Source organism: Odoribacter sp. AF15-53, assembly GCF_003479425.1.
Classification (GTDB): Bacteria; Bacteroidota; Bacteroidia; order Bacteroidales; family Marinifilaceae; genus Butyricimonas.
The window spans coordinates 493,776-520,061 of record NZ_QUHC01000001.1 but is presented as its reverse complement, the minus strand read 5'-3'; the positions used below and the strand labels follow the sequence as shown (position 1 = coordinate 520,061).

20 protein-coding genes and 1 tRNA gene are annotated in these 26,286 nt (G+C 40.4%); 11 read left to right on the top strand and 10 right to left on the bottom strand.

Features of this window, described 5'->3' with window-relative positions:
- Nucleotides 1–36 precede the first annotated feature (36 nt).
- Nucleotides 37–1,596 (top strand): peptide MFS transporter, encoded by a 1,560-nt coding sequence (locus DWW52_RS02105; RefSeq protein ID WP_118713808.1) that lies wholly within the window; start codon nt 37–39, stop codon nt 1,594–1,596.
- Between the two features lie 70 nt (nt 1,597–1,666).
- Here the strand turns inward: DWW52_RS02105 and DWW52_RS02100 are convergent, their stop codons facing one another.
- The 3 genes from DWW52_RS02100 to proS all read right to left on the bottom strand — a co-directional run bounded on the left by DWW52_RS02100 (nt 1,667) and on the right by proS (nt 5,488).
- Nucleotides 1,667–2,539, bottom strand: coding sequence for a DUF3078 domain-containing protein (locus DWW52_RS02100; RefSeq protein WP_118713807.1), 873 nt, complete (start codon nt 2,537–2,539; stop codon nt 1,667–1,669).
- Between the two features lie 137 nt (nt 2,540–2,676).
- Entirely contained in the window at nt 2,677–3,900 is a 1,224-nt protein-coding gene (gene pepT, locus DWW52_RS02095) for a peptidase T (protein ID WP_118713806.1), read from the bottom strand.
- Between the two features lie 112 nt (nt 3,901–4,012).
- A complete protein-coding gene (gene proS, locus DWW52_RS02090; RefSeq protein ID WP_118713805.1) occupies nt 4,013–5,488 on the bottom strand; it encodes a proline--tRNA ligase in 1,476 nt (491 codons plus the stop codon).
- A 213-nt stretch (nt 5,489–5,701) separates the two neighbouring features.
- Here proS and DWW52_RS02085 point away from each other — a divergent pair, with 213 nt between their 5' ends.
- The gene (locus DWW52_RS02085; RefSeq protein WP_118713804.1) at nt 5,702–6,916 is read left to right on the top strand and encodes a hypothetical protein; all 1,215 of its coding nucleotides are present in this window, start codon (nt 5,702–5,704) and stop codon (nt 6,914–6,916) included.
- Nucleotides 6,917–6,942: 26 nt separating this feature from the next.
- Entirely contained in the window at nt 6,943–8,430 is a 1,488-nt protein-coding gene (locus DWW52_RS02080; RefSeq protein WP_118713803.1) for an OmpP1/FadL family transporter, read from the top strand.
- A 52-nt stretch (nt 8,431–8,482) separates the two neighbouring features.
- Here the strand turns inward: DWW52_RS02080 and DWW52_RS02075 are convergent, their stop codons facing one another.
- Nucleotides 8,483–9,100 (bottom strand): DUF4923 family protein, encoded by a 618-nt coding sequence (locus DWW52_RS02075; protein ID WP_118713802.1) that lies wholly within the window; start codon nt 9,098–9,100, stop codon nt 8,483–8,485.
- Nucleotides 9,101–9,266: 166 nt separating this feature from the next.
- Here DWW52_RS02075 and DWW52_RS02070 point away from each other — a divergent pair, with 166 nt between their 5' ends.
- Nucleotides 9,267–9,779: a GNAT family N-acetyltransferase gene (locus DWW52_RS02070; RefSeq protein ID WP_118713801.1), complete on the top strand. Its 513-nt coding sequence runs from the start codon at nt 9,267–9,269 to the stop codon at nt 9,777–9,779.
- 194 nt (nt 9,780–9,973) lie between these two features.
- Here DWW52_RS02070 and DWW52_RS02065 read toward each other — a convergent pair.
- Nucleotides 9,974–10,047 (bottom strand) — tRNA-Arg (locus DWW52_RS02065).
- 223 nt (nt 10,048–10,270) lie between these two features.
- Here DWW52_RS02065 and tpx point away from each other — a divergent pair.
- Nucleotides 10,271–10,771: a thiol peroxidase gene (tpx, locus tag DWW52_RS02060; protein WP_118713800.1), complete on the top strand. Its 501-nt coding sequence runs from the start codon at nt 10,271–10,273 to the stop codon at nt 10,769–10,771.
- A gap of 45 nt (nt 10,772–10,816) precedes the next feature.
- Here the strand turns inward: tpx and DWW52_RS02055 are convergent, their stop codons facing one another.
- Together DWW52_RS02055 and DWW52_RS02050 are read right to left on the bottom strand one after the other, a co-directional pair.
- Nucleotides 10,817–12,193, bottom strand: coding sequence for a tryptophanase (locus tag DWW52_RS02055; protein WP_118713799.1), 1,377 nt, complete (start codon nt 12,191–12,193; stop codon nt 10,817–10,819).
- Between the two features lie 257 nt (nt 12,194–12,450).
- Nucleotides 12,451–13,755, bottom strand: coding sequence for a DEAD/DEAH box helicase (locus DWW52_RS02050; protein WP_118713798.1), 1,305 nt, complete (start codon nt 13,753–13,755; stop codon nt 12,451–12,453).
- Between the two features lie 236 nt (nt 13,756–13,991).
- Here DWW52_RS02050 and DWW52_RS02045 point away from each other — a divergent pair, with 236 nt between their 5' ends.
- Nucleotides 13,992–14,240 carry a DNA-binding protein gene (locus tag DWW52_RS02045; RefSeq protein ID WP_118713797.1) on the top strand — a complete coding sequence of 83 codons (249 nt, stop codon included), beginning with the start codon at nt 13,992–13,994 and terminating at the stop codon, nt 14,238–14,240.
- A gap of 152 nt (nt 14,241–14,392) precedes the next feature.
- Nucleotides 14,393–15,571: a class I SAM-dependent rRNA methyltransferase gene (locus DWW52_RS02040; protein ID WP_118713796.1), complete on the top strand. Its 1,179-nt coding sequence runs from the start codon at nt 14,393–14,395 to the stop codon at nt 15,569–15,571.
- Nucleotides 15,572–15,595: 24 nt separating this feature from the next.
- Here DWW52_RS02040 and DWW52_RS02035 read toward each other — a convergent pair whose 3' ends face one another.
- From DWW52_RS02035 to DWW52_RS02025, 3 genes are read right to left on the bottom strand one after another with little or no spacing between them, the layout of a single operon-like run.
- Nucleotides 15,596–16,993: a TlpA disulfide reductase family protein gene (locus DWW52_RS02035; RefSeq protein ID WP_118713795.1), complete on the bottom strand. Its 1,398-nt coding sequence runs from the start codon at nt 16,991–16,993 to the stop codon at nt 15,596–15,598.
- Between the two features lie 16 nt (nt 16,994–17,009).
- Entirely contained in the window at nt 17,010–18,083 is a 1,074-nt protein-coding gene (locus DWW52_RS02030; protein ID WP_118713794.1) for a peroxiredoxin, read from the bottom strand.
- A gap of 28 nt (nt 18,084–18,111) precedes the next feature.
- Nucleotides 18,112–19,476 carry a TlpA disulfide reductase family protein gene (locus tag DWW52_RS02025; protein WP_118713793.1) on the bottom strand — a complete coding sequence of 455 codons (1,365 nt, stop codon included), beginning with the start codon at nt 19,474–19,476 and terminating at the stop codon, nt 18,112–18,114.
- 133 nt (nt 19,477–19,609) lie between these two features.
- Here DWW52_RS02025 and DWW52_RS02020 point away from each other — a divergent pair, with 133 nt between their 5' ends.
- The 4 genes from DWW52_RS02020 to DWW52_RS02005 all read left to right on the top strand — a co-directional run bounded on the left by DWW52_RS02020 (nt 19,610) and on the right by DWW52_RS02005 (nt 26,283).
- Nucleotides 19,610–20,185, top strand: a complete 576-nt coding sequence (locus DWW52_RS02020; protein ID WP_118713792.1) for an RNA polymerase sigma-70 factor — start codon at nt 19,610–19,612, stop codon at nt 20,183–20,185.
- Nucleotides 20,186–20,277: 92 nt separating this feature from the next.
- On the top strand, nt 20,278–21,414 hold the full coding sequence (locus DWW52_RS02015) for a FecR family protein (protein ID WP_118713791.1): 1,137 nt from the start codon (nt 20,278–20,280) through the stop codon (nt 21,412–21,414).
- A gap of 158 nt (nt 21,415–21,572) precedes the next feature.
- Nucleotides 21,573–25,172, top strand: coding sequence for a SusC/RagA family TonB-linked outer membrane protein (locus tag DWW52_RS02010; protein WP_158582454.1), 3,600 nt, complete (start codon nt 21,573–21,575; stop codon nt 25,170–25,172).
- A gap of 64 nt (nt 25,173–25,236) precedes the next feature.
- The gene (locus tag DWW52_RS02005) at nt 25,237–26,283 is read left to right on the top strand and encodes a hypothetical protein (protein WP_118713789.1); all 1,047 of its coding nucleotides are present in this window, start codon (nt 25,237–25,239) and stop codon (nt 26,281–26,283) included.
- Nucleotides 26,284–26,286: the final 3 nt, after the last annotated feature.

Below are 26,286 nucleotides of genomic sequence, written 5' to 3'. Positions count from 1 at the left end.
TTTAATATTTACCAATACAAATTAAAAACAAAAGTTATGTTCAAAAATCATCCTAAAGGGTTGCTTACTGCGGCTCTAAGTAATATGGGAGAACGTTTCGGCTACTACATCATGAATGCCGTATTAGTGTTGTTCCTATGTTCTAAATTTGGTTTGAGTGAAGCTGCCAGTGGTACTATCTACTCTTTCTTTTACGCTGGTATATACATTTTAAGCCTTGTCGGAGGTCTTATTGCAGACCGTACGCAAAACTACAAGGGAACCATCAAGACCGGTCTTATAATCATGGCATTAGGATACATTATTCTATCTGTTCCTATCCTCGCCACATCAGCAAACACGACTTGGTTGTTGACTCTTACTTGTTTTGCTTTGTTCCTTATCGCATTCGGTAACGGTTTGTTCAAAGGTAACTTGCAGGCAATCGTGGGTCAAATGTACGATAATTTTGAGACGGAAGCAGCCAAACAAGGTCCGGAAGCTCTCAAAATTGCAAAAGACAAAAGAGATTCAGGTTTCCAGATTTTTTATGTATTCATCAACATTGGAGGTCTTATTGCCCCGTTCATAGCTCCGGTTTTACGCCAATGGTGGCTGGGGACAAACGGAATGTCTTACAATGCACAGCTCCCAGCCCTTTGCCACGAGTATATTAACAATGCTGCCACTATGGCACCCGAAGCTCTTGCAAACTTGAAGCAACTTATGACTGCCGCTGGTGGAGCTATCACCGATCTGGCAGCCTCTTGCCATCAATACCTACAAATTTTCAATGAAGGTATTCACTATTCTTTCATTGCATCTGTTGCAGCCATGCTTATCTCTCTTGTAATTTTCTTTGTTTCACAAAAAACTTTCCCGAATCCTGCGAAGAAAGCTGTAACACAAAGCGTGGATTATACCCCGGAGGAGAAAGCTGCTATGGCTAAAGAAATTAAACAGAGAATGTATGCGTTATTTGCTGTTTTGGGGATAGTTATTTTCTTCTGGTTCTCGTTCCATCAGAACGGTATGTCCCTTTCATTCTTCGCCCGCGACTTCGTAGATTCGTCAGCTGTTGCTCCTGAAGTATGGCAAGCAATCAACCCCTTCTTCGTAATTGTCCTTACCCCCATAATTATGGCTATCTTTGGATTTCTTGCAAGACGTGGTAAAGAGATTTCAACTCCAAGAAAGATCGCAATTGGTATGTTCATCGCAGGAATGGCATTCTTGTTCCTTGCTATTTTCTCTATGATGAAAGGTTATCCTTCTGCAGATTCATTCAAATTACTTCCCATTGCTGAGCAAATGGCAAGCAAAGCTCACTGGTGGGTTCTTATCGTTACTTACTTCTTCCTGACAGTTGCAGAGTTGTTTATCTCTCCTCTTGGATTATCATTTGTATCAAAAGTAGCTCCCAAAAGTATGCTTGGTTTGTGTCAAGGTTTATGGCTAGCAGCTACCGCTCTCGGTAACCTTCTGCTTTGGATTGGACCTCTTATGTATAACGCATGGCCAATTTGGCAATGTTGGTCTGTATTCTTAATTGTATGCCTTGTATCTATGAGTGTTATGCTTGGTATGGTTAAATGGCTTGAAAGAGTTACAAAATAGAATTCATTTCAATATATAAAAAAAGAGTTCAGAAATTCTGAACTCTTTTTTTATATCTAATAATCTATTCTTAGAAATGAATTTGAAGACCAACACCCAGTACCTCTTTGAACTGCACTCTCGGTCCTGCCGATCCGTCTTTCTGTGCAATCTTCACATCATTATCATATAACAAGTTTGTAGACAACGTTGTTGAAAACCATTTATTAATAGCCATATTCAACTGTACATCCCAACGAACATCAATGTTTTGAGGATCTTCAAGATAATTAGAATACAATTCCAGACGGGAATAAATCGTCATATTCGGCAAAAACTCGTAGTTTACTTCAGCCTTCAAATTAGCACCAAACTCCGACAATAAATGCTTTCCCTTATCCACGCCGAAAGCACCTTCATCCGACAAACGATCGTTTGCCACGATAGTTCCTCGCCATGAAGCAGGAGTAAAAGTGGCGGTAAATATTTTATTCGGGCTCCACGTGGCACCAACACCAATAACTAAATATCCGGGCGCCATAAATTTAGATATAAAATCAGAATCCTCAATGTTATAATCATATCCTTTGGCAAACTGCGTATTAAAGTTCAACAAAGCACTCCAATACCATGATTTATACATCTGATAACCATACGTCGAAGCAAAGTAAATCTTATCATTTGTCTTCCGAGCGCTTTTCCCGTCATTCTTTGTCAAACCGTACCCCAATTCCAAACGATTCTGCCATAATTGACGATCCCGCTTGAAATCGGCACTATACGTTATCTGGCTATCAAATGCCATGGCTGATTCACCTCCGGCCGACCAACTACTCAAACTTACCTGCGTTAATTTTAACCCGAAGAAACCGGCTTTATTCCACGCTGTATCTCTTACCGGTTGTGCTTCCAATTGACTCCAGCCCAAGAGAAAAAGGGCTACCAAAAAAAATCCTCTCATCATATTCGCATTTTATTATTTAGGTTTTAATTCAAATTTATATAAAGTATTTTTTTACTAGTAAACGTAAAACATTAAGGAATTGTTATAAAAAAAGCAGGTTAAAAATAACCTGCCTTATATCAAGCATCGTTTGATACTTATATCTTCGCACAAAATTCCGAAATTTTCACGATCAGGCTCACGATTTTAGTCATGGAAGACACAGGAATATACTCGTAACGACCATGTCCGTTGTGCGCCCCATTGGACAAATTCGGCGTCGGCACCCCCATGAAAGATAATTTTGACCCGTTGGTTCCCCCGCGAATCGGAACGATCAAAGGTTTGATACCTAACTCCGTCATGGCCTGCTTGGCGATCTCCACAATGTACCTTACCGGTTCCAAACGCTCTTTCATGTTAGCATACTGATCTTTCATCTCCAAAAGCACCGGTAACTCGTATTTTCGAGAATATTCCCGTACCCCGTTTTCAATTACGTCTTTCCGCCACTCGAACCGTTCCTTGTCAAAATCGCGAATCAGAATCTCTAACAATGTCTCCTCCACAGTCCCTTTGATCGAGTATATATGGAAAAATCCTTCATAACCAGAAGTATACTCGGGAGCATCTTTCTTGGGTAAACTAGCCATGAATTCGTTTGCCACCTTGATCGAGTTTACCATCTTATTCTTGGCATATCCCGGATGGAAATTACGTCCCTTGAATGTCAAACGAGCTAATGCAGCGTTAAAATTCTCGCATTCCAACTCCCCGATCTCTCCCCCATCCAAAGTATAAGCGAATTTAGCCCCGAATTTTTTCAGGTCAAAATGATCTACCCCCTCCCCGATCTCTTCATCTGGCGTGAAACAAACGGCTATCCGCCCGTGTTTTATTTCCGGATGCTGGATCAGGTATTCCATTGCTGTCAGTATCTCGGCAATCCCGGCCTTATCATCCGCCCCCAAAAGCGTGTTACCATCCGTGACAATCAAATCCGAACCGACATAATTCATCAGTTCCGGAAAATCGTCCGGAGACAAGGTAAACCCCTTTTCCTTGTTCAACAAGATATCATTTCCCTTGTAATTCTCGATGATCTGTGGTTTCACGTGTTTACCCGTCATATCCGGACTGGTATCCATGTGAGCTATAAATCCTATCGAGGAACACTCTTTATCAGTATTAGCAGGCACGAAACCCATCACATAACCATAATCATCCACGGCAACATCCTGCATCCCGATTTTCTGCATCTCCTCACAAAGAAGATAAGCGAATTCTAACTGTCCGGGAGTACTGGGAACCAATCCAGTTTCCCTATCGGACTCCGTGTGGATTTTGGCATACCTGATAAAACGTTCAACTACTGGCAACATAAAATAAATTTAAATTTTAAATTATAGATTTTAAATTATAGAAATTAGATTCTAGTTTTTCCATCTCCTTCAATCTTTTTCAATCTAAAATCTAAAATCATTCAATTTAAAATTAATAAGCTCTCGCTATCAACACCCTCCTGCGAGACGGTTTGCCCGTCACCATACATTTACCCTCTTCTTCGGGTGAATCGAAAGGAATACAGCGAATTGTGGCTTTCGTCTCGTTCTTGATAAGTTCTTCCGTCTCCGGGGTTCCATCCCAATGGCACAAGAAGAACCCGCCTTTCTTATCCAGCAAGGTTTTAAATTCCTCGTAAGAATCGACTTTCGTGATCATCTTGGAACGACGTTCCACGGCCAATTTATATATATTTTCTTGTATTTCTTCCAGTAAAGTTTCGATATGTTGTTCGATACCTTCTAGCGGCAGGGTTTCCTTTGTCAACGTGTCACGACGAGCGATTTCTATCGTTCCGTTCTCAAGATCGCGCTCTCCCATCGCCAAACGTACCGGAACACCTTTCAGCTCGTAATCAGCGAACTTCCAACCCGGTTTCTGAGTATCCCGATCGTCAAACTTCACGCTGATACCCGCTTTATTCAACTTATCCATAAGCCCGCTAACCGTTTGACGGATTTTTTCCAATCCTTCCATACTCTTGTAAATCGGCACGATAACCACTTGAAGCGGAGCTAATCTAGGAGGCAATACCAAACCGTTATCATCAGAATGCGCCATAATCAAGGCTCCCATTAAACGGGTAGAAACTCCCCACGATGTAGCCCACACGTACTCCTGTTTTCCCTCTTTCGTGGTAAATTGTACATCGAAAGCCTTCGCAAAATTCTGTCCCAAGAAATGAGAAGTACCCGATTGAAGCGCTTTCCCGTCTTGCATCATGGCCTCGATAGTCAAAGTATCCAAAGCCCCGGCAAAACGCTCGGTTTCACTCTTATGCCCCATGATTACCGGCATGGCCATCCATTTTTCTGCAAATTCAGCATACACGCGAATCATCTTTTGAGCTTCCTCTATAGCTTCCTCTTTCGTGGCATGAGCCGTATGCCCTTCTTGCCACAAGAACTCGGCCGTACGCAAAAACATCCGCGTACGCATTTCCCAACGCATCACGTTAGCCCATTGATTACAAAGGATTGGAAGATCCCGGTAAGATTGTATCCAGTTTTTATAAGTGTTCCAGATAATGGTCTCGGAAGTCGGGCGAATAATAAATTCTTCCTCTAGTTTAGCTGCAGGATCAACCACCACGCCTCCTCCATTTGGATCGTTCTTTAATCGATAATGAGTTACAACCGCACATTCTTTCGCAAATCCCTCCACGTGATCAGCCTCTTTTGAAAAGAAAGATTTGGGGATCAACAACGGAAAATACGCATTACTATGTCCTGTTTCCTTGAACATCTTGTCCAGTTGTTGTTGCATTTTTTCCCATATGGCATAACCGTAAGGTTTAATTACCATACATCCTCTCACAGCTGAATTCTCTGCTAATCCGGCTTTTACAACCAGATCATTGTACCATTGCGAATAATTCTCTTCTCTTGAAGTTAAAAACTTAGCCATCTCATTATTTTTTGATAAAACTGCAGCAAATTTAAAACAAAATCTAGGATTTCCGATTAATATTTTCTATTTTTATATCGGTAGAAATTAAAACAAGCTATACACGTGCATTTGTAACAAGAAACAAGGAGTAAATGGTACGTATTTTGTTAGTAAGTAATAAACCAACAACCAATATATTTGTCATACAATAAAGGAATTAATATTATAACTATGAAGATAGCATTATACTTTTCAGCATTAGCAGTCATTTTAGGTGCCTGCTCTTCCTCGCAAAACTTCACGCAAGCGCAGGAAGATGATATCTACTATGTTCCTGGCAAGCATTCCCTCTTCGTTCAAGAAGTAAAAAAGAAAACAGGGGTGGATATTGCGGTGAACAACTCTTCAAGTTCCCAAAACAATAAAAATGTAAACGATAAAACTTATCCGAAAGAAAAAGATAACAGTGTAAATCCAAAATCTTACGCTATAGGTATGGCTCGCTACGCCACGGAAAAACAAGTGCAAAAAGAAGAAGCCAGAACCGGACAAACCGTAAACCGGATCGCAATCCCGGAAGGTGATGGTTACTGGATCGGAGGTTTTAAAGGAAGTGACAATGATCTGGAAGAATGTGTTCGTATCATGAACCGCTACCCGGAAGGCTTTGCCTATTTCGGAAACGGATACGAGATCGCCCAGAATCTTTCATTCAGCCCGGATTGGAATGTTTACACGGTAGACGGGCGTTATTGGTGGTTCCCAAGTAATTCAAATATTAACTTGTACACGCAATTGATTTTTGGAAATTACCCGAAATACATCTGGACCGTAGTTTGGAACGATCCTCGCTTCGATAGCTATGCCTGGAGTTCTAACGTGAGCTTTGGTTGGAATCGTTGGGGCTGGGGAGGCTCTTTCGGTTGGGGTAACTCTTGGGGTTGGGACCCTTATTGGAACAACTATTACGGATATAACCCATGGGGCTGGGGATACGGGTATTATGATCCTTGGGGTTGGAACCCGTACTGGAACAATTATTACGGATATTACCCACACTGGGGACATCGCCCGGGTTGGGGCCACCATCATCCGAACTGGGGTGGCAGCCATCGCCCGGATTGGGGCGGTGCGAGCAAACCGACGTTAACAACCCGGTATGCTCCCAAGAAAGAATACACGACCAACAGGAATGCCCGGTCGTACAGTACTTATTCAAGGACGTCCAGAAGTAATAATTACAACTCGACGAGAACGAACTCGCATTATGATTCCGGAACAAACTACAACCGGACAAATAACAATTCCGGCTACTCATCAGGAAGTTATTCAAGGGGAAGTAATAGCAACAGTTCATACGGCACCAGCTCTACCACCCGTTCAAGTAGCGGCAGCAGCAGTAACGGCGGACGTGTTGAAAGGACAAATACCGGACATCGAAAATAAATTGTATAACGAACCAAATATAGGGTATGAAGACTTTATATATACTATCAATAATGCTCTTCTTCACACTTTTTGCCTCGGCACAAAACGAGGAAGATGCACTTAAATTCTCTCGAATATTTCCTTACGGAACGGCAAGATCTGCCGCCATGGGTGGAGCATTTGGAGCCTTGGGGGGTGATCTTTCCACCTTAAGCACGAACCCCGGAGGTATCGGAGTATTCCGTAAATCGGAGGTCAGTTTTACCTCGATGCTTGACTTTGCTCACGCCAAAACAAACGGTTTTGATTACGAGAAAAACATGTATTTATTGGGAGACTTGGGATTCGTCTTATCCTTCTCGCCCAGAAGTGATAAATGGAAAAATATCAATTTCGGCTTTAACTACACGAATCTCAATAATTTCAACAGGAACATCTATCAAGGGAACTTCATATCAAAAGGCTCTTCCCTACTTGACGTATGGAAAAACGAAGCAGACGGAACAATCAGAGAGGGTCTAAATCCATTCACCACGAGTTTGGCTTATGATGCCTACCTTCTTAATTTATCTAAGGGAAGTTCAGATCAATACGATATTCCTATTGATAGCACGAATTCCATGGAAGAACTGAAATACACCAGAGAACGCGGTTATCAAGCTGAATATGCTATTTCGGTAGGGGCTAATTACGATGATAAGTTTTATTTCGGGGTCACACTAGGTATTCAATCCCTTCATTTCAAATCTTTCTCTTATTATACAGAATGGCTTTATGGAGATAACATCAACAGCAAACTAAAAGGATTCACTCTTGAACAAGAGTTTACCTCTAGTGGAACTGGCGTTAACTTCAAGGTAGGAATGATCTATCGGCCTATTCCCGCTATTCGAATCGGTGTTGCCGTACACACCCCGACTTACTATAACATAGATGCCTATGCACTTAACTGGGTTAGTTCTGAATTCGTTGAACTACCGTTTGAAGGGGCCGATCCCAGCAAAGAATTCAAGTATGGTAATGGAGCACATACGAATTTCGAGTACAAACTCAAAACACCTTGGAGAGTCATGGGAAGCGTGGCCACGGTTATCGGCCAAAAAGCTATCATCAGTGCTGATTACGAGTACGTGGATTACTCGGCAACCAAATTCACGAACAATGGTTCCAATAACGAATACATGGCAACTAACAATGCCATTAAAACAATCTACAAAGGCACGCACAACTTCCGTGTAGGAGCAGAATATAGGTTTAATAGTATATTTTGTTTACGTGGTGGGTATAATTACCTAGCATCTCCTTATTCCAAAGGTGAAATGAATGAAAAGAATAAAATTCAAACAATCTCGGGAGGAGCAGGACTTAATCTTGGCGTATTCTACGCAGACTTGGCTTATCTTCACAAAAGTTCTAAAATTAACGGATTATTCTATTATTACGAAACAGAAGATGTGACAATCTCATCTCCAGAATTCCAAACCAAATTCAAAGATAACGAATTCAGGTTAACAGTAGGATTGAGATTCTAGATACAAGAAAGGGTGCTTTTCAAGCACCCTTTCTTTTTATCCTTAATCGTCATTATTTCTTCATTTCAAATCCCAGAAGAATCTCGTCATATCCCTCCATTAACGAAGCGGTTGTATTATTTGATTTCTTCAACGCAGAAGACAGCACGTTCAGAAACTTGATTAACTTCTCAGTGTTAAAAAGCAATGAAACTTGTTCTCCAGATTTCACGAGTTGTACATCAACACTCTTTATCGTGATTGTTTTTGCCAACATATAATTCAACGTCATCACTCGACTTTTCTCATCCAGAGAATACGTTCCTTTCAACACTTTCTTGCCGATCGTATTGGTAAATGTACTATCACTATTAAACGTGTAACTGAAATTCCCCGGAACAATCCCCAACTTCGTGTAAACATTCACCATTTTTTTCTCTAACGCTGACGTAACCAATGAACCACTCGCCTCTTTCAACAAATCTCCGCTCGTCATCTTACAAGCCGGCTCCACATACGTCCAATTTCCTTGAAGATCCGAAAACTTAATCACATTTCCGGTAACTAAATTCACAACATCTTTCACCTTCGAGGAATTCAAGATGTCTTTCAACGATTGTGCATACACAGATTGCAAATTTCCCGTTAAAAAACATGCAAACACGACCAAAACAGTAGCTATTCGTTTCATAAATATAATGTTAAAGGTTTAAATCCCATCAAAAACGATAGCAAAGATAATTTTAAAGTTTAACAAGGCAAAATCATAATTCATCAATAAAACCATAATTATCCCCGCAGGAAACGTAATTCTATCTCGAAACAATTAATTTTGCAATCCACTAAAAATTTGAAAAATGATACTAGCAACTCCACGATTAACCCTAAGAAAGCTTACACAAGATGATTTCGATGATGTATGTAAATTATTACAAGATCCCGTGGTGATGTACGCTTACGAGGGTGCTTTTAACGATCAGGAAGTACAAGAATGGCTGAACAAGCAATTCAAACGATACGACAAAGACGGCTTTGGCCTATGGGGAGTCGTGGAAAAAAGTAATCGAGAACTCATTGGTCAATGCGGTATCACACTTCAAGAATACAATAATCAACAAATCCCGGAAATCGGCTACCTGCTTCGGCAAGAATACTGGCACCAGGGATATGCCACGGAAGCCGCCATCGCTTGTAAAAAATACGCTTTCAAAAATCTCGGTTTTCATGAAATATATTCCATCATCCGAGACACGAACATCGCTTCCCAAAAAGTAGCCCAGAGAAACGGCATGAAAATAATAGATACTTTTGTCAAGCATTACCGGAATGTCGATATGCCACATTTTTTATTTCGTGTCACAAAAGGATAGTGCTTGAATTATACGACACACATCATCTATTCATACTTCCTACGGGTATTCGTGTTTATTGCAACAAAGAACAAAAAGTCCACCTAATTTTTCATGTGAGCCTCTTTTAGGCCTTTTTTTGCTTTCTGATAGGAAAGAAAAAATCCTGAAATATTGATTTTCAGGATTCTGCTTCGTTTGTTCATTATCTCTAGTGATCCGGTTGGGATTCGAACCCAAGACCTACGGCTTAGAAGGCCGTTGCTCTATCCAGCTGAGCTACCGAACCGGGTGTCGTTCATTTCGACGGTGCAAATATAGCGGTTTTCGCTATAAATACAAACTTTAGTAGATACTTTTTTGAATAAAATATATTTTTATCTTTTATCGGGTATCGCAAACCTTTTTAAGGAATGTCCCGTATAAAGAAGATAAAATTCTTATTGCAAGAAAAGAATTAAAACTTTACATTTGAAAAAAGATATTGTTCAAACATTTTAATTAAAAGAATTATGGCAAAAGTAACACTTGCTGGAAACAGTATAAACACGAAAAGTAATTTACCTTCAGTAGGTTCCGTAGCTCCCGATTTTTCGTTGGTAAAAACAGACTTGTCGGAACTAGCATTGTCAAGCTTGAAAGGACAACGGGTTGTATTGAATATTTTCCCGAGTCTTGACACGAGCGTGTGCGCTACTTCTGTCCGCACGTTCAATAAACTGGCGGCCGAAATGAAGAGCACGGTCGTGCTGGCCATCTCGAAAGACCTTCCTTTCGCCCATGCCCGTTTCTGCACAACGGAAGGTATCGACAAGGTAATTCCCCTTTCGGCGTTCCGCTGTCAGGCTTTCGGGGAGAAGTACGGGATTGAAATGATTGATGGGCCGTTAGCCGGGTTACTGGCTCGTTCTGTTGTCGTAATTGATGAGAATGGGAAGATTGTTTACGAAGAACTGGTTCCGGAGATAACTCACGAACCGAACTACGAGGCCGCTTTAGCCAGCTTAAAATAAACATGAAAAGAGGGAAGTTTAAATACTTCCCTCCTTTTTTACTTTTTATTTAACTCGTTCCAATTGAACCGTGAAGTGGCGCATCAGAGGAGCTTCCCAGGTGATACGAACCCCCTTGGTAATTTGCTCGCGACGATCGAACACGTTTTTCAAAGCGACAGCGATAACATCCATGTGATTGTTCGTGTACACTCTTCTCGGGATGGCCATACGCAGAAGATCCAGACCACCGAAACGGTTTTCACGGGTAACCGGGTCACGGTCAGCCAGGATATAACCAATCTCGCACGCACGAATACCAGCTTCCAGGTAAAGTTCGACGGTTAATGTCTGGGCCGGGAATTGTTCCTTCGGAACGTGAGTCAACACTTTCGGGGCGTCAACAAACAAGGCGTGACCACCGGCAGGACGCTGGTATGGAATCCCGAACTCGTCCAAACGAGAGGCCAGGTATTGTACTTGCTTGATACGGGTTTCAAGGTTATCGAATTCCGTGTTTTCATCCAGACCGATTGCCAAGGCATTCATGTCGCGACCGTTCATACCACCATAGGTCAAGTATCCCTCGAACTGAACGCAGAAGCCTTTAGCACCGTCATACCAATCCTGATGGCGAGTTGCGATAAAACCACCCATATTCACGATCGCGTCTTTCTTGGCACTCATTGTCATTCCATCGGCATAGCTGAACATCTCTTTCACGATCTCTTTGATCGTCTTATCCTTGTATCCTTCCTCGCGGGTTTTGATGAAATAAGCATTTTCAGCGAAACGAGCAGAGTCAAACACGACACGCTTGCCATACTTGTCAGCGATAGCACGAACTTCCTTGATATTCTTCATGGAAACCGGTTGTCCACCAGCCGTGTTATTCGTAATCGTCACAATAATGAACGGGATTTTATCAGCATGTTCCGCCAACACTTTTTCCAGTTTCACCGGGTCAAGATTTCCCTTGAAAGGAATTTCCAGCTGGGTATTTTTCGCCTCGTCGATTGTCACGTCCCAAGCGATGGCTTTACGTCCCTCGATATGCCCCTTGGTCGTGTCGAAATGAGAGTTGCCCGGAACGATATCTCCCTCTTTCACGAGGTAAGAGAACAACACGTTCTCGGCCGCACGTCCCTGGTGAGTCGGGATCACGTAATCGAACCCAGTCAAACGGGTAATCATGTTTTTCAAGTTGAAGAAAGAAGACGCACCCGCGTAACTTTCATCACCCAACATCATCCCGGCCCATTGGCGATCACTCATGGAGCCGGTACCGGAATCGGTAATCAAATCAATATATACTTGTTCTGAACGCAACTGGAACACGTTGTAGTGTGCCTCTTTAATCCATTGTTCTCTCTCTTCGCGAGTACTCTTACGAATGGGTTCAACCATTTTAATCTTCCACGATTCTGCAAAAGGTAATTCCATAATCTTTAAACTTTAAGTAGTTAATGATATAAATAAATTATAATATAATTCACCGAAGACATGACCTGACGGCCATCAATTAAAATAAGGAAATAAACGGGGGGACACGAAAGATCACCACCTTTAGTCTACAAAGGTATCGCGTTTCTTGATATTTAAGAAAAGTTTACTCACTAATATGACACTTTTATCTTTCATCGAAGCAAATTTGAGAAAAATAAAAAAAAAGACCAAGGATTTCTTGATCTTTTTTTTCACTATTTCTTCTTTTTCTTCGCCATTCGTTTCTTCATCACGTTCCTCCGGTTGTCCTCAGCCGTGTAACTATTCTTCGCTTTCTTGGCATGGAAGGCCCCTCCCCCTTGCGGTTTCCCCCGCTGGTAAACGATATTATTCGTCTGGACTTGTTCCTCTTCCAACAACAGCTGGGATATCTCCAGTTTATCGGGTAAATCCAGAATCTCGATCTCCTGGTTGATCAAACGTTCGATATCCATGAAACGATCTTCCTCGATCTCCGACACGAAACTGATCGCCTCACCCTCTTTCCCGGCACGGGCGGTACGCCCGATACGATGCACGTACTCCTCGGCCAGGGAAGGAATATCAAAATTGATCACGTGGCTCACGTCCTGCACGTCGATACCGCGGGCCGCCACGTCGGAAGCCACCATGATACGGGTCTCCCCCGCCTTGAAGGACCGAAGAGCTTTCAAACGGGTATTCTGGGCCTTGTTCGAGTGAATAACGCTTAATTCTCCTTTCCAGTAATCGGCCAGCCGCTCCACGATACGGTCGGCATTCTTCTTCGTCTCGGTAAAGATCATCACCTTATTAAACCTTTCCTTTTCGGCAAGTAATACCTTCAACAAATTGATCTTGGTCGATATATTTGGCACGTCATAACGATACTGCTTCACGTGTTCCACGGGAGTAGCCTGGCGGGCCACTTCAACGCGAACCGGATCGTTCAGGAAATCGCGGGACAGGGCCTCCACGGCCTCCGAGAATGTCGCAGAGAATAACATGGTCTGGTGTTTTTCGGGCAGTACCTCGAAAATCCCCTTCAACTGCGGCAGGAATCCCAAATCCATCAAACGATCGGCCTCGTCCACCACGACGGTTTTTATCATCTTGGTACGAATGATACCATTGTAGTATATATCCATGAAACGCCCGGGCGTGGCGACGAGCAAATCAACCCCCTCAAACACCCGATCCTGCTGGGTACGGATATTCGTTCCCCCGTACACCCCGACACAACGGATATCCATGAACTCGGTCAATAACTCGACACTCTCGCACACCTGTACGACCAGTTCCCGCGTGGGAACCACCACCAATGCGCGGGGAACGCCCCCTTGCGCATAGTGCAATTTCATCAACATCGGGATCAGGTAAGCCAAGGTTTTTCCCGTACCCGTCTGTGCTATACCAATCAAATCCTTCCCGGAACGGCTAACGGAAAACACTTCTTGCTGGATAGGGGTCGGGGTCTCGAAACCGGCCTCTTCCAACGCCATCAATATTTGTTTGCTTACATTTAAATCCTGAAATCCCATACGTGTTATGTTTTAAGAACTATGCGGTTACAAAGGTACAAAAAGTAGCGCATCGAGTGAAATAAATTTATTCATAAAATAAATTGCATCTAAATACTAGAAATAATTTACTAGCATTCAACATAATACGATAACACACACACGTAACAAACACACACCAGGCTTATTTTTTATTTGCTTTTATCAAAATAATGTTCTAAATTTATTGCAGATAAAACCTCTAAAATTACTACGTTATGACTTATACTATTACTTTTAACGAGCTGAGAAAAATCAAAGACATGCTACCTCACGGAAGCATGCAGAGAATTGCAGAAGACTTGGGTATCAGTACAGACACCGTACGTAACTACTTCGGAGCCGATAATTATGACAACGGGGGATCAAGCGCAGGCATACATGTTGAACAAGGCCCGGACGGGGGACTTGTCGTTCTGGATGACACGGTCATTCTGGACAAGGCAAGAGAACTTTTGAACGTGTAGCAAAAAGATTTTAGTACCGGGAAATCGCTAAATAGCATTCCCGGTATTTTTTTACCGCTTTTTTTACCTATTTTTGCACGGGAATTCAGGGCATCCAACTTGCAACCTGATAACTTGTAACTTGTAACGTCGCCCCGCGACACAAAAAGAATATGAGCAAAATAGTTCTAAAAGCCGGTAAAGAAAGATCTTTGTACAGACTCCACCCGTGGGTATTCTCGGGAGCCATCGCGAAAAAAGATAACGACATTCAGGAAGGTGATGTCGTGAAAGTATATAATCACGACAACGAATACCTGGCTGTCGGGCATTACCAGATCGGCAGTATTGCCATGCGCGTGCTCAGTTTCAAGGAAGAAGAAATTGATTATCCTTTTTGGGTGGAACGTATCCGCCAGGCTTACCAGACACGGGTTGCCATCGGTTTGGTCACGAACCCGGACAACAACGTCTACCGCCTGATTCACGGCGAGGGAGACGACCTTTCGGGTCTTATCATCGACTATTATGCGGGAGTAGCTGTCGTGCAATTCCACTCCGTGGGCATGTACAAGGCAAGAAAGGAAATCACGAAAGCCCTTCTGGAAGTCATGGGGGATAAAATCACGGCCATATACGACAAATCCGAGGGAACCCTCCCCTACAAGGCCGGGTTGAATCCTAAAAACGGCTACCTGTACGGTCATGCCGATAACTTCGTGGCTATCGAGAACGGGCTAAAATTCAACGTAGATTGGTTGGAAGGACAAAAGACAGGCTTCTTCGTGGACCAACGTGAAAACCGACGTCTCCTAGAACAATATGCACGAGACAAAAACGTGCTCAACATGTTCTGTTACACGGGAGGCTTCTCGTTCTACGCCATGCGAGGCGGGGCAAAACTTGTGCATTCGGTAGACGCATCGGCCAGAGCCATCGAATTGACTAACCAAAACGTGGAACTCAATTTCCCCGGGGATTCCCGCCACGAGGCTTTCGTGGAAGATGCCTTCAAGTTCCTCGAAAAATCACACAACAAATACGACCTGATCATTCTTGATCCTCCCGCCTTCGCCAAGCACCAAAACGTGCTGGATAACGCCATTCAAGGGTACAAGAAACTGAATCGCAAAGGGATCGAAGTCGTGAAACCCGGGGGACTGGTTTTCACATTCTCCTGCTCGCAGGTAATGACGAAAGACCTGTTCCGTCAAACGGTCTTCACGGCCGCAGCCAACACGGGAAGAAAGGTAAAAATATTACACCAGTTAACCCAACCCGCCGATCACCCGATCAGCATTTACCACCCGGAAGGGGAATACCTGAAAGGGTTGGTGTTGTATGTAGAATAAAAAAGTGCCGATTGGCACTTTTTTTTATTTCTCAAATAAGTTATTTATCATGTCTCTCATCGGAACGATTTTATCCGCCCCACAAACATTCAAAAGAACTTTCCCATCCGGCCCAATCAAGATTAACTGGGGAAGAGAGGTTACAGAATTGAATTGTTGTTTATCGGACAATTTCACCTCTGAAAATAATATGTTTTTCCACGGTAAGGCTTCTTCTTTTATCCCTTCCAACCACTTCTGCCGATCCTTGTCTTTCGAAATGCCAAGTACATCAAATTTACCAGAAGGATAATATTTATCATACAATACCTTTATTTCAGGAAGAATATTCCGACATGGCCCGCACCAAGAAGCCCAGAAATCCAACAACACGTACTTCCCTCGATAATCTGACAGGCTAATTTTTTCTCCCCGAGAAGTCTCCGCTGTAAAATTCTTAAACGGAATCCCGCTTCTTGTTAAATAAGTTTTTTCCATTTCTTCCGTTAAACTCCTTAACAGAGTATCTCTCTTTGCCTGTTCGTCTAATTCCATGTGATACCCCACGAGACGATCAAAACTTCTCAATTGGATCACGGAAGACAAATCTTCCAACACCTCCCGAGAACAAGCCCGATTACAAGCGGCAAGGTAATAGGCATATTCCATATCCTTTTTCGTAACAGATATAAATTCATTTCTTTCCGTCTTATTCATTCCCTGCATATTGAGCAAATCACCCCACATACACGGGTAAAAGAACATATTATACACATATGCAGGAGTAAAAATCTTTGCATACAAATCTAACATCTTCTTTACCTGATCCACACCAGCAATCTCTCTTTGTTCCAATTGATCAAACATTTGATATTTTAATTCAAGCGGGATATTCGCAATAACCAGTACGTCATTTATTTTCCCAGCGTTCACGGCCTGACGGAATACTTTCCAATAGGCCTTCTCCCTTTTATTTCGCAATTTATTCAACTGCTTCTCGACCCGCCCCGCTAACATGGTATCATTATTCAAATAGGCTTTCATGTAGTCCTCTATCAAATCCTTCTTCCCAACAATATATTGCCGGTTAACTTTCTCGAAAAGATGATAAAAAACACTTGATTTATCTCCCTTAACCTCTATTTTCAATGGACGACTCTCAACGACTTTCACTTCTACCGTTTCATCATCTCCCACCATAAATAAAGACGAGAATCCGTATTTTGAAACTAAACGCAATACTTTAGGAGTTTTATTCACTTGATATACAGCTATATCATTCTCAAAATTTAACGGAACCTGTTTATTCCACGCAAAAGCCCACAATTCCGATATCCATAGAGAATCTGTTCCGGTATACTCTATTCTAATTTGTTGCCCGTACACGAATGTCGAAATAAACAACATACAGGATATGATTATATACTTCAATTTATTCATCATGTCTATTCACTATTTATTATTTTATCAATTTACCCGGAATCTTATAAATATCTTCCCGGCGCAATTCTTTTGCCACGATTCGTCCCTCCGGGTCTATCAATAATATGAAGGGTATTGAATTCCTATTAAATAAATTCCACAATACCTGCTTCGTATCACGTAAATTCACAAAATCATTCATCTTTTTGCTTTCCACGGCTTGCAGCCAATTCTTCTCTTTTTTATCTGTAGAGATCGCAACAACTTGTAATCCTTTATCTTTTAATAGATCATAGGCTTTACGAATATTTACCAATTCAGCACTACAAGGTCCACACCAAGAAGCCCAAAAATCAATCAACACGTAACTACCCCGAAAATTTGAAATTTTGATATTTTCACCTGTTATGGAAGGTAGTTCAAAATCAGGAATAGGTTCTCCCAATTTCAACTTCATTTCCTTATCTCTAAATTCAATTAAATTCTTATATAATTGACTATTACACACCGCAGAATCTGTATACAAATCTAACATGTCATTAAGTTGTTCCAGTGAAAAATCTCTTTTCCCTAGATTCAAAAGATATAACAATCCCCAAGAATTCGGATTTTCCTGCAATGATTTAAAAAAAATCGCATACTTCGTGGAATCTTCCAATCCGAACTTTCTACTACGGGTTACATGCCCTTTGTACAAAGCTTTATAATAGCTCAAAGCTTCATTTTCTTCCCCCCCCTCTACAATCAAATTTACATCTTTAAATTTATAGCCAGTAGGATTTAAAATAGTTTTTTCCTCTTGCAATAAAACGCTGTATACATTCACGTCCGGGGCATCAATCACAAAACTATTGGCCGCAGCCTTGTTCTTCACGCTAAAACCAACAACCTCAGGGTGTTTATTGATTCCGGTAAAACAAACTTGATTTCCTTCTCCCATAACCATAGAATCGGCAAGCACTCCCTGAAGTGTCTTTTGATCCAATTTGTAAAGATAAATCACATCTCCTGGCTTACTCCCATAAATCGAAATCGTCAGGCGATAAGGTTTTTGGGCAAACACCATTACTGTAATAACCAGTGACAGTACAAACAATACTACTTTTTTCATACATGTATCTTTATATAGATAAATACCTTTATCTACGTTCCAATAAATTATTTAATATTTTGTAAATCACACCTTTTGAGACATACGGTAACCGATTTAATATTAATTTCCCTTCCGGGTCAATAATAGCAAAATGTGGTACACCAGTTATTCCAAACAATTCATATAATTCCTTTCGGTCTTGTTGCCACCGCAGTTGAAGTCCCTTCATGTCGGATTCTTCAATTTTCTCTATCCAAGTTTCTCTTTCCTGCTCTTTATTTACAGACATAGAAAGAAAAACAACATTCTTTCCTTCAAATTTTTCTTCCATGGCAGAAATATAAGGAATTTCCCCGCAACAAGGGACACACCAAGTTGCCCAAACATCCAAAAGAATCCATGAACCTTTGTATTGATCCAGATTTATGATTTCACCTTTCACGTTCTCACCGGATAATTTCGGATAAGTATTTAATACATCTGTTTTCCTTTCTTTGAATTGTTCTTCCAAATCTGCCCACAAGGCGAGAATTTTTTCCACGTGTTCCGGGTTTAATTCAGTAAGACATTTATCAATTTGTTCTCTATCATCGGGAGTCGCCCAGAACATCAATCCCTCTAAATTTTCGAAAAGCATCCGTTCCCGAACTCGTTTTGATTTAAAATAATCAACCAGTTTTAATTCATTTTCATAATAACGGAAAGGATCTCCCAATCGTTTTACAGGATCAAATAAACGTAAATAATCCGCATAAAGGTGAGCTATATTCCAGTAACTCACGGAACACACACTCCGTTCATCCTCGGAATCCCCGATTACTTCTGAAATACATTTTAACGCCTTTGCCGGAACATTCCCAAACATTACCCCTCCTTGCTCGGTACAATATTTTATTAGCATGGGAAAATACTTAAGTTCTAACTCCACAACTTTCCCGAAATTCTTTGAATAATCAGGATTTTGTTTTTTAAACCGCTCGAACCGCACATTCAACGTATCGCCAATATTATTCACGTTCCATTGGGGTTTACGCCCAGGTTTCGAGCAAACATTTCGGTCAATAAAATAATCTATTTTCAATGCGTTCAGCTCACATAAAAAATTGTTCTGCCGGGCGCATAAACTTCCATCATTAACAACCTCTAGAATCTGATCTTTCAATTTTACTTTCAGTTTTTCGCCTTTCTCTAAAAAGAAATCATAAGGTTTAAAAGCAAAATAAAAAGATTCTCCAAACATTTTAGCCCCTTTAAATGTCATCACATACGGTTCTCCATCTTTTAATTGAACACCCTGTCGCTGATAAACAATTCGGTGATCTCCTTCAGGTAAAAACTCGATTCGGGCTTCTTGGCTACATCCAGTAAAAACCGAACATAAAAAGTACAAGCAAAAAAATACATTCTTCATAAATAATAAATTTGGTTTTAAAGTTGATTTATTGAATTCAATCTCTATAAAAACAATTCAGAACAAGAATGTGTCTAAAATTTATTTACCAACCTTATCTTATTCGAAAAAAAAACTATAAGTTTGTCCTGGTATGAAGCATGTGGAAACAGATATTTCTTTTTTGAAACAATTAAATGCCCGTCAACACGAAGCATTTAAAGTACTATTCAAGGACTATTATCAAGACCTTGCCTATTACTCGTGCAAAATATTAAAAGACCCCATTGCGGCGGAAGATATCGCACAGGATGTATTCATCCGATTATGGGAAAAAGAAAATCACTTCGAAAATCACTTAGCCCTTAAATCCTATTTATATCTTTCTGCCCGGAATAATTGTTTAAATTACCTTCGTCACCACCAGATCGTCTCCGAATTTGAAAATAAATTGCCAGAAGAAACCTCTGACGAATCAACTTGGAACACGATTGTAGAATCGGAGATTATCAGTATTCTCTCGGAATATATCAATCAACTTCCTCCCGAATGCAAAAAAATCATGGAATTCGTTTTGCAGGGATACAATAGCAGTGAAATAGCCTCTCAAACCGGAGCTACAGCCAGTACTGTCAGAACACAGAAACAACGTGGAATATCCTTGTTAAGAAAGATGATGTCCCCGGAACTTTTCACGTTATTTATCGCATTTTTCCGCTCTTCAGAATAACCTAAAACATTATCTGCATTTTTTTCAAAAAAAATATATATTTATTTAGACACATAGACTTCGTCAATTGTTTTAATAATAAAATATTTCTAATGATGCAGATCAAAAAAGAAATCGAAGAAGCGAACAAAATTCTCAAAGAGATTGAGGAAGCCTTGAATACCGAGGATTGGGAACACGTGGCCACCCACGATAATTACTTAAAAAAGGAAATCGGTACTCCCCGACAACTATATAGTAATATAAAACTTCACGAGAGTTTCAATATTGAAAATGCTTTAGGGAAATTCACTCAAAAGACACAATCTCCCCGCAAGATAAAAACAATATACAAATATATAGCAGCTGCCTGTGTACTTCTTGCTAGCATGACTTATCTGACATTCCATTATTGGGGGAAAGAAAAAGCTGAATTAACGCCATATTCCTTACAACATGCCTATTTAATTCTCGATAACGGGCAACATGTTAACCTGAACCAAAAAGTAAATCTTGACAAGGATGGTGTAACAATAACAAATCCAGGGGCGTCGAAGGTCATCTATACCGCTAATCAAAACGTGGAAACAACGACCCAAAATAAACTCATCGTCCCACTAGGAGCAGAAAAATATATCCTGCAACTTAGTGACGGAACAATTGTTAAAATAAATGTCGGTAGTGAATTAACATTTCCATCCGTATTTACAGGAGATAATCGTATCGTCGAACTATCAGGGGAAGCGTATTTTGACGTAACCCATTCAACGACCCCTTTTATTGTTCGTAGTAAAAATATGGATGTAAAAGTACTTGGAACAACTTTCAACATGATGGTTTACCCGGAGGAACCAGTTATTAACACGACACTTATATCCGGGAAGGTCATGGTTACTTGTCATAGTGATAAAGATAGTATCACCCAAACAGCCGTTCTAAATCCCGGCATGCAGGCAAATTACCAAAAAGAGGTTCAGAGATTAGAGATTAATCCTGTTGATTGTGAATATTATACAGCTTGGATAAAAGGAGATCTATCGTTTGAAAACGCAAGTATGGAAGAAATCATGCGTATCATTGCACGGAATTATAACCTCAAAATAGTTTTTGATTCCGAGGAATTAAAAGACATCAAATGTTTTATTTCTATCAAAAAAGAAAAAGGATTTGAAGAGATTTTAAAGATTATCAATATGGCAACCGGAGTACAGTTCAGAACTGAAAACGATGTAATACATATATATAAATAAAAAATCGAGAGATGAGTTCAGCATCTCCCGATATAACAGATTAAATTATTATCCAATAAATTAACCTTAAAACCATTACAAAGTTATGAAATAAATCGATGTATTCCTAACAATAAATGGCAATGAGAACCAAAATGGTCATTTCGTGGATATTTTTCGTGGTCTTTTTAGGGACTTCAAGATCTTTATTTGCCCAAACAATCAGCATAAATATTAAAAATGTAACACTAGAAGAAACATTAAAAAAAATCAAACAAGTGAGTGGATTCGACATGGTTTTTAAAATGAAAGACATAAAAGATATTAAAGAACGCATCAGCCTTCAGGTCGAGGATAAAGATATTCGTGACGTTCTGCAATCGTGTTTACAAGAACACGGTCTTATCTTTAACATCTATAATAAAACCATTATCATATCCCGCAAACCAATACAAACTCCAGAAATGCGAACGATCAAAGGATACATCCATGATGATTCACACCAACCCCTAGCAGAAGCTAGTATCAGATTGGAAGGTAGTCAACTCGGAACGATATCTAACAAAAATGGGGAATTTATATTCCGGATTCCGGCTCGAAATAAATCCCGTCTAGTCGTTAGCTACATCGGGAAAAAAACAGCATATATTCCCCTCTCCCACGACTCTCTTTACCTCATTATGCTGGAAACTGCCGTTTCTCAAGTCGAGAATGTCATAGTAAATGGATATCAAACCATAGCAAAAAACGAAATGACCGGGGCCGTTTCTACCATAAAAGGGAAAGATATACGAACATCCGGGAGCAATTCCTTGGAAGCTGCCTTTCAAGGGATGCTCAACGGGCTGGAAGTAATTATCCCCTCTGGAAACATCGGTTCAACAGGACATATGAAAATACGGGGAGCCTCCACAGTGGTCGGCAACCCGGAACCTCTCGTAGTAGTAGACGGTATCATCCGGGAAAACGCATGGGCATTTGATCAGAACACGTTATACGATCTTCTAAATAACGGGAATCTAGCTAACGCCACCCGAGCCAGCATTATGGGAAACAATCTCTCTGGTATTAACGTGGATGACATCGCAAGTATCACCTTGTTAAAAGATGTTTCAGCAACGGCAATCTATGGTATCAGAGCTACTAACGGAGTTATTGTGATTACAACCAAACAAGGGAACATCAACAATCAAAAAATAACGTTTCGAAGTGATATTACTTTTTCACCCGTTCCAAGCTACAGGAATACAAATGTGATGAATTCAACCGAACGAGTCAACCTGTCTAAAGAAATAATAGAAGCCGGGATAGCCTTACCCGATATGCCGCAGGACATCGGTTATGAAGCTATATACCGGGATATGATCTCAAAAAAAATCAGTTATCCGGAATTCAATAAACAAGTCTCCCAGCTAGAAAAACAAAACACCAACTGGTTCAAAATTCTAGGAAGAACTGCTATCAGCCAAAATTATCATTTAAATATTACCTCCGGAAAAAAAAATATATCTTACTACGCCTCTTTGGGGTATCGAGATGAACGTAATGCCTTTAAAGGGAATGATAGACAAACATTCACCGGGATGTTAAATTTCAATATCATTCCCTCCAACAACATAAAATTAACCTTGTACCTTTCAGGAAGTGACATAAAAACCGATGGCTATTACATGAGCATAAACCCGGAACAATATGCATTAAATACGAGCAGAGCGATCGGTCCTTCCCAATTTTATCAAAAAGGGAAAGGCTCGATTTTAAATTACATTATGGACAACACAAGCAAAATCGTACAAAAACCGGTTCATTTTAACCTGTTACATGAGTTACAACACACAGGTAATAATAATCATGCCACAAATATTCACCTCAATGCCCAGTTGACATGGCAAATATTATCCAATTTAAGTATCAATTTTACTTCCGCATGGTCCTCTGAAAGAAGTCGGAGTAAACTTTGGGCCGATGAGTATTCCTGGAATATTGCTTTATTACGAGGAGCTGATTATGGTGTACTACAATCCTCTGAAGAATTTCCATTTCTAAAATATTTATCCCCACTTTTAGAAGGCGGTCTCTTAGATTACTCGAACATGACACACGAAGCTTACACGTTAAAAGGTCAAGCCAATTATCGCTGTCTATTCGGTAAAAAACAACTTCATGCTTTCAGCATGACTTTGGGCATTGAAATCCGTCAAAACAAATACACGGGCGAAACTGGTATCGAATTAGGATACACTCCCAATAAAATATCGGAATACAACTATTCATCACAAGAAAAACGATTCCAATACATCCGAAACAATTTCCCAGGTATTTATCCTAGAGAACCCCAAAATTATTCTTTGAAAGATCATGAAATGCACCTAATCGATCGGGTTGAAAACGTATTTTCACTTTACGGGACACTGGGATACACGTTCAATTCTCTATACACATTTACACTTAACATTCGTAATGATGCTTCTAACCGATTTGGTAAAAACACAAATAACCGATTTTATCCGGTATGGTCCACAGGTTTTAGATGGGACTTGCACCAAGAAAAATGGCTTCCCCGTCAAAAATGGATTAACGAAATTACATTACGCACCTCTTATGGTCACCAAGGTAACGTTGTTTCCAACATATCCCCGAATACATTAGTCAGCTATGTTTCCAAAGATTTGATCACGAATGAAGAACAACTACAATTAGACCAGCTTTCGAATCCAGACTTAAAATGGGAAAAAACAACTTCTTTGAATATCGGAACTGATTTTTCCTTATTCCAAAACCGGCTGAACATATCTTTTGATCTCTACAAGAAAAAAATAAGTGATATTGTTGTAGAAAAAGAAATTCCAATAGAAAATGGATTTCAAAAAATGTTCATCAATAGCGGAACTCTTGATAATCAAGGTTACGAATTAGAAATTGAAGCTATTCCCGTACAAACAAATCTTTGGGAATGGAGAATCCGTTTCACAGCCGGACACACCAAAGATATATTAGATCGAAGCGATGCTGATCAACAAACATTAGAACATTTCACGAATGGTTCGGCAATTGTCGATCGTTTCCCCATATCCGCATTCTGGTCATTCCCGTTTATCGGATTATCCCCGACAAACGGAAGTCCCCTATTCGCCACGATGGATCAACCCAATGGAGTATCACAAAAAGTCCCTGACTCTCTTCTGGAATATCTCATGTACAGTGGATGCAGTGAACCTCGTTTATTCGGAGGAATTCAAACCAATATCCGTTACAAACGAATCACATTAAATGCTATTTTCAATTATCAAGCGGGGCATTACAAGCGTTTAAATCCTTTTATATCAAGTTCAAGAGATGGAATGATGGCCATTCCCAGACCGGAAATGAATGCCTCCCGAGAATTACTATATCGTTGGAAACAAGCGGGAGACGAAAAAGCAACTAACATCCCTTCTTTACAAAACAAGGATGAAGATGTTTCTTGTTATCTGCCCGATAATTCACTATCAATAAACAGTTATGGCGATATATACCGCTACTCTCTATATAACAGAAGCAACGCTAGAGTCGTATCCGCCAGTCATATCCGTTGTAACCGGATATCGTTAAGCTACCATACAACACTAGCACGAATTGCTGACTTAAATTTAAGTTTCACGATCACGAATCCATTCATTATTAAGAATCGAAAATTAAAACAACAAGACCCAGAAATCTCAACATCCGATGCAGACTACTACACTCCGACAATGAGCGGACCTAAAAACTACTCATTGGGAATAGAAATAATCTTTTAACAATTTAATTATAAACAAAAAACAGAAATTATCAAACCATTAATTTAATCTTAAAACCAATTTTATGAGAACTAACACGTATTTATTCATCATCTGTTTACTCCTCCCGATATGTCAAAGTTGTATCAAGGAGTTACATGACCTCCCGCCCCGCCCGGAGATCACGGTAAAACTAAACGGAGTTGTCCGCGATTCAATCATCATTGCACCAGGAGAGGAAGTCAATATTGAAGTAGAATGTAATGCCCAGAAAGGTATTTTACAGGAAGTAACCATTAAAGATAAAGTTAGCACGAATCTTCCCAGTTTTCCCTTAACACAAGATTCCTCCCAACTTCAAAATAAATCCAGCTATTCGTACCGTTTCAAGGCAAACGATTATATGGCCGACGGGGGACAAGCCTACCAGACGTACAACTTTCAGGTCATTTGTCAAGATAACAATACCCCGAAACAATTAAGAAGTAAAACGATCTCTATTCTTGTAGCTGAAGAATTAAAGAGTTACACGGTTACTTTAGGTGCACAAGATAACAAAGAATACGGAGGATTCTTAAATATCACTACCGGAAAAAGTTACACCCTGAAAGAGGTTCGCCAAATGAATATGGACGAATTATTAGAAATCAGTCTATGCTATTTCTGGGGAGAAGAAGGCGTAGTTCCTACTTACGAACAAAACCAAAGATTTATCCCCCTTGTTGGTTCCAATTATTACACAACAAGCTGGTATTCCTACCTCTCGCAAGCAGAATACGCTGAAATATTCAAGCCTTATTCAATCCCTCTTATAGAACAAATCCCTGTTGGAGAAAATTCTAAAATGAGTATTCAATTTCCCTATCTTCTTAAAGCTATTTCAAGAAGTCCTTTTGAAGATTACAACCTTACTACTGATTTACTAAAATACGCACAAACTTCTTCTACTACGTCGGAAGCCCCGGTCGTTTACGGAATTTACATATTTATCGAATGTCGATACACGAATTGGCCCGAAGACCAATCTACTCAACAAAAAAGGCCACACGTGATCCGGATAAATTCACTTGTTCCCGGTCCTCAAGGGTCTATCACATTGGACATCAAAGCTTCCACCGATTTTAACTACTAATAT